The organism is Pseudomonas sp. TMW22090 (assembly GCF_022496665.1).
Lineage (GTDB): Bacteria > Pseudomonadota > Gammaproteobacteria > Pseudomonadales > Pseudomonadaceae > Aquipseudomonas > Aquipseudomonas gregormendelii.
This window is the reverse complement of sequence record NZ_SCFH01000010.1, coordinates 40,037-51,743: the sequence shown is the minus strand read 5'-3', so window position 1 is coordinate 51,743 and position 11,707 is coordinate 40,037. Positions and strand designations below refer to the sequence as shown.

General features: G+C 61.8%; 9 protein-coding genes. 2 read left to right on the top strand and 7 right to left on the bottom strand.

What is annotated here, in order from left to right; translation table 11 throughout:
• Positions 1-26 precede the first annotated feature (26 nt).
• Positions 27-215, top strand: coding sequence for a hypothetical protein (locus EQV97_RS24225; protein WP_045061768.1), 189 nt, complete (start codon positions 27-29; stop codon positions 213-215).
• 83 nt (positions 216-298) lie between these two features.
• Here EQV97_RS24225 and EQV97_RS24220 read toward each other — a convergent pair whose 3' ends face one another.
• The 7 genes from EQV97_RS24220 to EQV97_RS24190 form a co-directional block, all read right to left on the bottom strand.
• Positions 299-841, bottom strand: coding sequence for a DUF2058 domain-containing protein (locus EQV97_RS24220; protein WP_045061769.1), 543 nt, complete (start codon positions 839-841; stop codon positions 299-301).
• A gap of 28 nt (positions 842-869) precedes the next feature.
• Complete coding sequence (mazG, locus tag EQV97_RS24215) at positions 870-1,703, bottom strand: nucleoside triphosphate pyrophosphohydrolase (protein WP_122839099.1); 834 nt, start codon at positions 1,701-1,703, stop codon at positions 870-872.
• A 143-nt stretch (positions 1,704-1,846) separates the two neighbouring features.
• Positions 1,847-4,090: a GTP diphosphokinase gene (gene relA / locus EQV97_RS24210; RefSeq protein WP_045061771.1), complete on the bottom strand. Its 2,244-nt coding sequence runs from the start codon at positions 4,088-4,090 to the stop codon at positions 1,847-1,849.
• 74 nt (positions 4,091-4,164) lie between these two features.
• Positions 4,165-5,565, bottom strand: coding sequence for a 23S rRNA (uracil(1939)-C(5))-methyltransferase RlmD (gene rlmD, locus EQV97_RS24205; RefSeq protein WP_240890222.1), 1,401 nt, complete (start codon positions 5,563-5,565; stop codon positions 4,165-4,167).
• Positions 5,565-6,467: a cysteine synthase CysM gene (gene cysM / locus EQV97_RS24200; protein WP_045061773.1), complete on the bottom strand. Its 903-nt coding sequence runs from the start codon at positions 6,465-6,467 to the stop codon at positions 5,565-5,567. The genes rlmD and cysM overlap by 1 nt, the downstream gene beginning before the upstream one ends.
• Before the next feature lie 130 nt (positions 6,468-6,597).
• Entirely contained in the window at positions 6,598-8,010 is a 1,413-nt protein-coding gene (locus EQV97_RS24195; protein ID WP_276614363.1) for a sensor histidine kinase, read from the bottom strand.
• The gene (locus EQV97_RS24190) at positions 7,997-8,719 is read right to left on the bottom strand and encodes a response regulator transcription factor (protein ID WP_240890221.1); all 723 of its coding nucleotides are present in this window, start codon (positions 8,717-8,719) and stop codon (positions 7,997-7,999) included. The genes EQV97_RS24195 and EQV97_RS24190 overlap by 14 nt, the downstream gene beginning before the upstream one ends.
• A 216-nt stretch (positions 8,720-8,935) precedes the next feature.
• Between EQV97_RS24190 and EQV97_RS24185 the strand changes: the two genes are divergently transcribed.
• Positions 8,936-11,689 (top strand): response regulator, encoded by a 2,754-nt coding sequence (locus EQV97_RS24185; protein WP_122839096.1) that lies wholly within the window; start codon positions 8,936-8,938, stop codon positions 11,687-11,689.
• The last annotated feature ends 18 nt before the right edge of the window (positions 11,690-11,707 follow it).

Here is an 11,707-nt window from a genome sequence, read left to right as displayed (position 1 = left end):
CAGGTAACTGAAATTGGAGCAAGCAGATGACTGTGAAAGTAACTGAACGCGACGATTCACACATGTCCCATGAAGGTGTAGCCGCCGGCATCCGGATCTGGGATGTGCATCAGCAGGACCTGCTGGTCGGCATGTTCCACTCAGAGACCGACGCGCACAACTACAAAGCCGAACTGGAAACACTGGAGCAGCAACGCGAACTTCGTTCCGCCTAGGCGCTGCGCCTGAGTCACTACAGCATTGAAAACGACAAACCCCGCCATGAGCGGGGTTTGTCGTCGTTGGGTGCCCTAACGGCTTACCACATCAAATCGTCAGGGATCTGATAGGCCGCGTATGGATCGTCCTCGGCAGCGACTTCTTCGGTCTGCACATTCATGTAGACGATACGTTGCGGATCCCGCTCCTGGATCTTCAGGGCTGCTTCACGCGGTATGACTTCATAGCCGCCGCCGTGGTGCACGATCGCCAGCGAACCGCTGCTGAGCTTGTTGCGCATCAGCGTATTGACGCAGATCCGCTTGACCTTCTTGTCGTCAACGAAGTTGTAGTAGTCCTCGGTCGTCAACTTGGGCAGGCGCGAGGCTTCGATCAATTGCTTGACCTGTGCGGCACGGGCCTTGGCCTCTACTTTCTCTTGCTGCTGACGATTGAGCTCCTGGTCACGCTTGACCTTTTCGGCCTGCGCCTCCTGGGCCAGGCGCTGCTGGGTATCATCCTGCTCGGCCTGACCTTTATGGACCAGACGCTGCTGCTTCTGCTTTTCTTTGCCGACCTGTTTGGCCTGCTTCTGGTTGACCAGCCCTGCTTTGAGCAACTGGTCGCGAAGGGAAATGCTCATGGTGCTTAGTACTCACTTAGGCAACTGCTCAACCGCAGTTGGGCATATTCTTTTCCTGGCGTTTGGCTTCGCCCCACAAGGCGTCCAACTCTTCGAGGGTGCAATCTTCCATGGGACGGTGGGTGTCGCGCAATGCCTGTTCGATGAATCGGAAGCGTCGTTCGAATTTGCCGTTGGCGCCGCGCAGTGCGGTTTCCGGATCGACCTTGAGGTGGCGCGCCAGATTAACCACGGAAAACAGCAGGTCGCCAACCTCATCGGCCACCGCCGCAGGGTCGTTATCGGCCATGGCCTGGAGCACTTCATCGAGTTCTTCACGAACCTTGTCCAATACCGGCAAGGCGTCCGGCCAGTCGAAACCGACCTGCGCTGCGCGCTTCTGCAATTTTGCCGAACGGGACAGTGCGGGCAACGCGGCAGGCACGTCATCGAGCAGTGACAGCTGCTGGGGCGTCGTGCACTGCTCGGCGCGCTCTTGGGCCTTGATCTCTTCCCAGCGCTGCTTGACCTGTTCCTCGCTCAAGCGCGGAACATCCAGTGGCGCGTACAGATCGCCAGTGGGGAACACGTGGGGATGACGGCGAATCAGCTTGCGGGTGATGCTATCGATGACGCCGGCGAATTCGAAGCGCCCTTCTTCCCGGGCCAGCTGGCTGTAGTAAACCACCTGGAACAGCAAATCCCCCAGCTCACCCTGCAAGTGGTCGAAGTCACCCCGCTCGATGGCATCAGCCACTTCGTAGGCTTCTTCGAGGGTGTGCGGGACGATGCTGGCGTAGGTTTGCCTGATGTCCCAAGGGCAACCGAACTGCGGGTCGCGCAGGCGGCTCATCAGGTGCAGCAGATCTTCAAGTGAATACATCAATCAATCTCTATCCGCTCTTTGTAGGAGCGAGCTTGCTCGCGATGAACATGAGAGCGACGTGTTCATCCAGACAGCACGCGTTATCGTTGACGTCCATCGCGAGCAAGCTCGCTCCTACAGTAAAGAGTCAAGCCCCCAACTCAGGGGGTACGGTTACGCCGGGTTTCGATGATGTTCGGCAACTGGGAAATCCGCCCCAGCAACCGACCCAATGCATCCAGCCCCGGAATCTCGATGGTCAGGGACATCAGTGCGGTGTTGTCCTCTTTGTTCGAGCGGGTATTGACCGCCAGCACGTTGATCCGCTCGTTCAGCAAGACCTGGGACACGTCACGCAGCAGACCGGAACGGTCGTAGGCGCGAATGATGATGTCCACCGGATAGGTGAGCACCGGCACCGGGCCCCAGCTGACCTGGATGATGCGCTCCGGCTCGCGCCCGCCCAGTTGCAGCACCGAGGCACAGTCCTGACGGTGAATGCTCACGCCACGCCCCTGAGTGATGTAACCGACGATGGCATCCCCCGGCAACGGCTGGCAGCAACCGGCCATTTGCGTCATCAGGTTGCCGACGCCCTGGATCTGGATGTCACCGCGCTTGCCCGGTTTGTAGCCGGTGGCTTTGCGCGGGATCAGTTCCAGCTGCTCGTTGCCGCGTTCCGGCTCGACCAGTTGCTGCGCCAGGTTCACCAGTTGCGCCAGGCGCAAATCGCCGGCACCCAGGGCAGCGTACATGTCCTCGGCGGTTTTCATGTTGGCCTTGTCGGCCAGCTTGTCAAAATCCACCGCTGGTAGACCGAGGCGATTGAGTTCGCGTTCGAGCAGGGTTTTACCGGCAGCGACGTTCTGGTCGCGCGCCTGCAATTTGAACCAGTGAACGATTTTCGCCCGCGCCCGCGAAGTGGTCACGTAACCCAGGTTCGGGTTCAGCCAGTCGCGGCTCGGCGTGCCGTGCTTGCTGGTAATGATCTCGACCTGTTCGCCGGTCTGCAGGCTGTAGTTAAGCGGTACGATGCGCCCGTTGATCTTCGCGCCACGGCAGTTGTGACCGATTTCGGTGTGCACGCGGTAGGCGAAGTCCAGCGGCGTCGCGCCCTTGGGCAAGTCGATGGCGTGACCGTCCGGGGTGAAGATGTAGACCCGGTCCGGCTCGATGTCGACCCGCAGCTGCTCGGCCAGACCACCGATATCGCCCAGCTCCTCATGCCACTCGAGCACCTGACGCAGCCAGGAGATTTTCTCTTCGTAGTGATTGGAACCGGACTTGACGTCGGTGCCCTTGTACTTCCAGTGCGCACACACGCCCAGCTCGGCTTCTTCGTGCATGGCGTGGGTGCGGATCTGCACTTCCAGCACCTTGCCCTCGGGGCCGATCACCGCAGTGTGCAGCGAACGGTAGCCGTTCTCTTTCGGGTTGGCAATGTAGTCGTCGAATTCTTTCGGGATGTGCCGCCACAGGGTGTGGACGATGCCCAGCGCGGTGTAGCAATCGCGCATTTCCGGCACCAGCACTCGAACCGCACGCACGTCGTAGATCTGGCTGAACTCCAGGCCTTTGCGCTGCATCTTGCGCCAGATCGAATAGATGTGTTTGGCCCGGCCACTGATGTCGGCATCGACACCGGTCGCCTGCAGCTCGACCTTCAGCTGGTTCATCACGTCGGCGATGAACCGCTCGCGATCCAGCCGGCGCTCGTGCAGCAACTTGGCAATCTGCTTGTACTGATCCGGTTCCAGGTAACGGAAGGACAGGTCCTCCAGCTCCCACTTGATATGGCCGATGCCCAGGCGATGGGCCAGCGGCGCGTAGATGTCGAACACCTCGCGGGCGACCCGGTTGCGTTTCTCGTCGTCAGCGGTTTTCACCGCGCGGATCGCGCAGGTGCGTTCGGCCAGCTTGATCAGTGCCACACGGACGTCGTCGACCATCGCCACCAGCATCTTGCGCAGGTTTTCCACCTGGCCCTGGGTACCCAGCACCAGGGATTGCCGGGGGCTCAGGCTGGCGCTGATCGCCGCCATGCGCAGCACGCCGTCGATGAGCTTGGCGACCACCGGCCCAAACCGCTGGCTGACTGCCGGCAGCTCGATCTGGCCTTCGCGCACGCCGCGGTACAGCACCGCAGCCACCAACGAGTCCTGATCAAGCTTGAGGTCGGCGAGAATTTCGGCGATTTCAAGCCCGGTGCGAAAACTCGACGTGCCTTCGGACCACAGGTTCTTCGCCGCATTGGCCTGTTGCTCGGACGCGCGGGCGAACTCGCACGCTTGCTTCAAGGCTTCGCGATCCAGTGCCAGATCGACACTGACCGCATGATCGAGCCAAGCCTCGAGATTGATACTGCCGTCGGTGTTGATCGGCTGGTGTGCTCTCACCTGTACCATCTTGCTTACCTTCCCTACGACGCAGATTCAATGCGTCAAATCGCTGACCTTTATTGCCGGGTACGCTCGTGGGGCTAATTCGAGCGCTGTACGGGCGGGTCAGTCGGACCAGACGAGCCGTCCTGGCTCGCTTCAAATAACGCCATGGCCTCGACATGTGCCGTCTGAGGAAACATATCGAGAATCCCGGCACGTTTTAACCGGTAGCCCTGCTTGATCAATTCGACCGTGTCACGCGCCAGCGTTGCCGGGTTGCACGACACATACACCAGACGCTTGGCGCCCAGCGCCTTGAGCTTGCGCACGACCTCGTAGGCACCGTCACGCGGTGGGTCCAAGAGTACCGCACAAAAGCCTTCGACTGCCCACTCGGCATCAGTCAAAGGCTGGGATAAATCGGCCTGAAAAAAATGAGTGTTATGCAGATTGTTGCAAGCTGCGTTGGCGGCTGCACGCTCGACCATGGTCTGCACACCCTCCACCGCCACCACTTCGCGTACCACCTTGGCCAATGGCAGGGCAAAGTTGCCCAGGCCACAGAACAGGTCAAGTACCCGCTCATCCGGCTGCGGCTTGAGCCAATCCAGTGCTTGGGCGACCATGGCCTCGTTGACGCCGGCATTGACCTGGACGAAGTCGCCGGGTCGGTAGGCCAGTTCCAGATCCCAGCGCTCCAGGCGATAGCCCAGGGACTGATCGGCATTCACCGGTTGCGGTTCGCCTTCACCCTGCAGCCACAGTTGCGCGCCATGGAAAGCGCAGAACTCCTTGAGAATGGTCAGGTCCGCCTCGGACAACGGCGCCATATGCCGCAGCAGCACCGCCAGCGAGGATCCACTGAACAGTTCGACATGCCCCAGCGCCTGAGGTTTGCTCAAGCGCCGCAACATTTCCGGCAATCGCGTCATGATCGGTTGCAAGGGCTGTACCAGCACCGGACATTCGCTGATTGCAACGATGTCCTGGCTGCCAGCAGCACGGAAACCGACTTCGAGTTTCCTGGCTTTCATGTCCCAACGCACCGCCACTCGGGCGCGACGTCGGTAACCGAATTCCGGACCGCTCAACGGCGCTGCCCACTCCTGAGGTTCGACACCGGCGACCTTGGATAATTGCTCGGCCAGCATGCGTTGTTTCAGTGCAAGCTGTTCGTCATGGGGCAGGTGCTGCACGCTGCAGCCGCCACAGCGACCGAAGTGTGGGCAAGGTGCAGGGCGGCGCAGCTCACTGGCCTGGAACACCCGCTCGGTTCGCGCCTCCACCACCTTGCCGTGAGTACCGAGCACTCGCGCTTCAACTTCTTCACCCGCCAAGGCCCCCAGGACAAACCAGGTGCGACCTTCGAAAAATGCGATCCCGCGGCCGTCATTGGCCAGGCGCTCGATCGTCAGACGCTGCTTCTTGCCCGTCGGGATCTGGGGTGACTTGCTGCCGCCTGTCGGCTGGAAGCGCAGGCCTCTCTCGTGCTTGGCCATCAGTTGGCCGCGTCGAAAATGCCGGTCGACAGGTATCGGTCGCCACGGTCGCAGATGATCGCAACGATCACCGCGTTTTCAACTTCTTTGGACAGGCGCAGCATCGCTGCCACCGCACCGCCCGAGGACACGCCGCAGAAAATGCCTTCTTCACGAGCCAGACGACGGGTCACGTCCTCGGCTTCGGCTTGCGCCATGTCGACGATGCGGTCCACGCGATCAGCCTGGTAGATTTTTGGCAGGTATTCCTGCGGCCAGCGGCGAATACCTGGAATGGCCGAGCCTTCCATGGGTTGCAGGCCGACGATCTGCACGCTGTCGCTCTGCTCTTTGAGGTAGCGCGAAACGCCCATGATGGTGCCGGTGGTGCCCATGGAGCTGACGAAATGGGTAATGGTGCCTTGGGTCTGGCGCCAGATTTCCGGGCCGGTCGTGGTGTAGTGCGCTTCAGGATTGTCGCCGTTGGCGAACTGGTCCAGCACCTTGCCCCGACCTTCGGCTTCCATGCGCTGGGCCAGGTCACGCGCGCCTTCCATGCCTTCTTCCTGGGTTACCAGAATGAGTTCGGCACCGTAGGCGGTCATGGCGGCCTTGCGTTCGGCACTGGAGTTGTCCGGCATGATCAGGATCATCTGGTAACCCTTGATCGCGGCCGCCATCGCCAGCGCGATCCCGGTATTACCCGAAGTCGCCTCGATCAGCGTGTCGCCAGGCTGAATCTGCCCGCGCAATTCGGCACGGGTAATCATCGACAGCGCAGGACGGTCTTTGACCGAACCCGCCGGGTTGTTCCCTTCCAGCTTGAGCAGAAGAGTATTGCTGGTGGCGCCAGGCAGGCGCTGCAAACGAACCAGCGGGGTGTTGCCGACGCAATCGGCGATGGTTGGGTACTGCAATGTCATGGCGTATTCGCAATCCAGACTGCGGGGGCGCCCATCATACCGGCAAACCCGCAAAGGCCATATCACGCAAAGTGCAGTGCTTATGGCTTGTGGGAATAAGGCCGCTATTCAGTTTGCCTCCACACATCATCTAGACGACACAAATCCCCGTGGGAGGGGGCTCGCCCGCGAAGACGGCTGCGCTGCCCGCGCCTTCATCCGCCACCAGTCGCATATTAAGGCGCAAACCAGTCCCGGTATTCTGCGCCCAGATAATTCCGCCCTGGCGCTGCACGGCATTGCGCGCGATGCTCAGGCCCAGGCCGAATCCGCCGTTGCCCGGGCGCGAACCGTCGAGCCGGGTGAAGGGTGAGAAGATTCGCTCAAGATCGGTGTCAGCCACGCCGCCGCCCTGATCCTCCAGCCACAGATGCCAGAAGTTGCCGTCGCGCCGGCCTCCCAGGGTCACCACTGCTCCTTGGGGCGAATGGCGGATGGCGTTGCGCAGGATATTTTCCACCGCCTGGGCCAGGGTGTTGAGGTTGCCACGCACCCAACAGGAGGCATCCACGGTGCACACCAATTGCCCGCTCGGCCAGCAACTCTCGTAGCAGGCATTTTCCGTGAGCATCTCCCACAGTGCCTGAATCTGGATCGCTTCATCGGGCAACGGCGCGCGCTCTGTGTCGAGCCAGGCCAGCTGCAGGGTGTCCTCGACCAGCCGCTGCATGCCATCGACTTCCCGACCGATTCGCTCGCGCAATTGCGCCAGGTCCTGCTCGCTGTCGCTGGCCACCCGCAGGCGGCTCAGGGGCGTACGCAATTCATGGGACAGATCGCGCAGCAGTTGTTGTTGCAGGGCCACTGTGCCCTGCAACCGCTCGGACATGTGATCGAAGGCGCGGCCCAGCTCCCCCAATTCATCCTGTCGATCAGTGGTGCGGCTCGACAGGCGCACGCCCAACTGGTCGGCACGCCAGGCATTGGCCTGTTCATGCAGGTTATTCAGCGGTACGACCAGCAGGCGATACAGCCCGACGCACAGCAGCAAAGTGAACAGCCCGGGAATCACGCCATTGGTGATGACCCGCCAAAACAGCCGATACTGGCCAGGTACAAAACGTTGCGGCAACTCGATCACCAGGCTGCCCGCGGACGAGTCGCCAGGAAAGGGTACTCGCAGCCACGGCAGGCCTTTCTTGTGGATGGGCCAGTCGAGGCCGCGCAGAAAAGTCAGGTGCTGGATCTCTTTGTCCGTCAGCTCCTGGCTGCTTAATGACTGCAGATCCCCACTGATGACGCCGACCCACCCCGCTTCACGCTGGCGCATGCCCTGCAACCAGCTATCGACGCCGGTCTGCTGCCCCTGCTCCCAGGCGCGCTCGGCCTCGGCGGCGTAGCGCGTCAAGGTGCCTCGGGCGTCATCGGAGAGAAACTGATTGCGCTCTTCCATGTAGCGGCCCCAGGACCAGCTCAGCCAGATCATCAGCAAGCAGAACGCCACCAGCAAAAACGCCAGTTTCCAGAACAGCGAATGCCGCCCCGGCAGGTCAGACCACTTCATCAGCAGCACTTAACACATAGCCTTTGCCCCAGACCGTGCGCACTTCGCGTTCCAAATAGTCGATGGCCTTGAGTTTGCGGCGAATCTGGCTGATGTGCATGTCCAGGCTGCGATCGTGGGCGGCATAGCCGCGCTGCAGGACTTGCTGATAAAGGAAGGCCTTGCTCAATACTTCATCGCCGTTGCGGTTCAAGGTTTCCAGCAGGCGGTACTCGCTGCGAGTCAGGCCTGCGGCCCGATCCCGATAGACCACGTCAAAGCAGCCGTCGTCGAACCGCAGGCAGTCGGCCGCAGGCGCAGGGGCGACCGGCGCCGGTCGACGGTCCAGCGCCACCCGCCGCAATATCGCTTCGATACGCACCCGCAACTCCGCCATGCTGAACGGTTTGGGCAGGTAATCATCAGCCCCCAGCCGAAAGCCACTGATGCGATCGGCTTCCGCCCCGAGCGCCGACATCAGCAGCACCGGAGTCGAATGGCTCTCGCGCAACTGGGTCAGCGCCTTGAGCCCGTCCAGGCCTGGCAGCAGAATATCCATCAGCACTACGTCGAAGCGTTGCTCACGCGCCAGGTCCAGCCCCTCCTGGCCGTTTTGGCACCAGGTCACCTGGAAGCCGCTGCGCCCAAGATGCTCGTGCACATAGGCACCAAGAACAAGGTCGTCTTCGATGGAAAGTATGCGCGGATGATCGCTAGAGATGGGAGTCATGAGTATCTGCAAATAATTCTCAGTTGACCGATTATTCAAGATTGCCTCGCCAGGGGCAACACAAGCTTCACTCCGGACCTCAATAGGCTGAGCGGGCCGACGAATGACCGGCACAATTTTTACGGGGATCGGCCGCGAGCAAATCGCTACACTGCGCAGGTGGCGCGTACCGGACGTAAGCGCAGGTCATTAAATCGCTGGATGCAGGAGAGATGCGTGCTCAAGAAACTGGGAATAAAAGGCCGTGTATTGCTGCTGACGCTGTTGCCGACCAGCCTGATGGCACTGGTGCTGGGCGGCTACTTCATCTGGATGCAGCAGTCCGACCTGCAAACCCAGCTGATGCAGCGCGGCGAAATGATCGCCGAGCAACTGGCGCCACTGGTCGCCCCCGCCATGGGGCACCACAACAACGAGCTGCTCGAACGCATCGCCACCCAGTCGCTGGAGCAGCAGGACGTGCGCGCGGTCACCTTCCTCGCCGCCGACCGCACGCCGCTGGCTCACGCCGGCCCGACCATGCTCAATCAGGCCCCCCTGGGCGACGGCTCGCAACTGCTGCGCCGCAGCGGCAATGACGCGACGCGCTACCTGCTGCCGGTCTTCGGCAAGCATCGTAACCTGGCCGGCGACCTGATCCCCGACGAGGCTGATCGCCTGCTCGGCTGGGTCGAACTCGAACTGTCCCACAATGGCATGCTGCTGCGTGGTTATCGCAGCCTGTTTGCCAGCCTGCTGCTGATTGTCGCGGGCCTGGGCGGTGCGGCGCTGCTGGCCTTGCGCATGGGCCGTACCATCAACCGCCCGATCGGCCAGATCAAACAGGCCGTGGCGCAACTCAAGGACGGCCACCTGGAGACGCGCCTGCCCCCCCTCGGCAGCCAGGAGCTGGACGAACTGGCGGCGGGCATCAACCGTATGGCCGGGACCCTGCAAAACGCCCAGGAAGAACTCCAGCACAGCGTCGACCAGGCCACCGAAGACGTGCGCCAGAACCTGGAAACCATCGAAATCCAGAACATCGAGCTGGACCTGGCGCGCAAGGAAGCCCTGGAAGCGAGCCGGATCAAGTCCGAGTTCCTGGCCAACATGAGCCATGAAATCCGCACCCCGCTCAACGGCATCCTGGGTTTCACGCACTTGCTGCAAAAAAGCGAATTGACCCCGCGGCAACTCGACTACCTGGGCACCATCGAAAAGTCCGCCGACAGCCTGCTGGGCATCATCAACGAGATTCTCGACTTCTCCAAGATCGAAGCCGGCAAGCTGGTGCTCGACCATATTCCGTTCAACCTGCGCGACCTGTTGCAGGACACCCTGACCATCCTCGCCCCCGCCGCCCACGCCAAACAGCTGGAGCTGGTCAGCCTGGTTTATCGCGACACGCCGTTGTCGCTGGTAGGCGATCCGCTGCGACTCAAGCAGATCCTCACCAACCTGGTGAGCAATGCGATCAAGTTCACCCGCGAAGGCACCATCGTCGCCCGCGCCATGCTCGAAGACGAGCATGAAGACAGCGTGCAACTGCGCATCAGTATTCAGGACACCGGCATCGGCCTGTCCAGCCAGGACGTACGCGCTTTGTTCCAGGCCTTCAGCCAGGCCGACAATTCACTGTCACGGCAACCCGGTGGCACCGGCCTGGGCCTGGTGATCTCCAAGCGCCTGATCGAGCAGATGGGCGGCGAGATCGGCGTCGACAGCACCCCGGGCGAAGGCTCGGAATTCTGGATCAGCCTGAGCCTGCCCAAGACCCGCGACGACGCCGAGGACCTGCCCGGCCCGCCGCTGCTGGGGCGCCGTGTTGCGGTATTGGAGAACCATGAGCTGGCGCGCCAGGCCCTGCAGCATCAGCTGGAAGACTGCGGTCTTGCGGTGACGCCTTTCAACACGCTGGAAAGCCTGGCCAATGGCGTGACCGGTGTGCACCAGACCGAGCAGGCGATCGACCTCGCTGTGCTGGGCATTACCAGCAAAGACATGCCACCCGAACGCCTCAACCAGCACATCTGGGACCTCGAACACCTGGGCTGCAAAGTGCTGGTGCTGTGCCCGACCACCGAACAGACGCTGTTCCACCTGTCCGTGCCCAACCCTCACAGTCAGCTCCAGGCCAAACCGGCCTGCACCCGCAAACTGCGACGGGCGCTGTCCGACCTGGTCAACCCGCGCCACATCCGCAGCGAGCCGGACGAGCCGTTGTCCAGTCGTGCGCCCAAAGTGCTGTGTGTCGACGACAACCCGGCCAACCTGTTGCTGGTGCAAACCCTGCTCGAAGACATGGGCGCCAAGGTGCTGGCGGTGGAAAGTGGCTTTGCTGCAATCAAGGCGGTGCAGAGCGAGACCTTCGATTTGGTGCTCATGGATGTGCAAATGCCCGGGATGGATGGGCGCCAGAGCACAGAAGCGATTCGCCAATGGGAGAGTGAGCGCCACTGCACGCCGCTGCCGATCGTCGCGCTGACCGCCCATGCCATGGCCAACGAAAAACGCGCCCTGCTGCAAAGCGGCATGGATGACTACCTGACCAAGCCGATCAGTGAGCGGCAACTGGCGCAGGTGGTGTTGAAGTGGAGTGGCCTGGCCCTGCGCAATCAGGGGCCCGAACGCGCGGGGGATCGACACGGCGGCGCCCCGGAACTGCAGGTGCTCGATCACGAGGAAGGCTTGCGTCTGGCTGCCGGCAAGGCAGACCTGGCGGCGGATATGCTGGCCATGTTGCTCGCGTCCCTGGAAGCCGACCGCGAAGCCATCCGGTTTGCCCGGGACATCGACGACCACAACGCGCTGATCGAGCGGGTCCACCGCCTGCATGGTGCGACCCGCTACTGTGGCGTGCCGCAATTGCGCGCCGCCTGCCAACGCAGCGAAACCCTGCTCAAGCAGCAAGACCCGCGCGCCTACAGTGCCCTCGAGGAACTCGACCGGGCGATCAATCGCCTGGCGGCACAGGCCCGCATCAACGCCTGACCGAACGCTGATCAACCG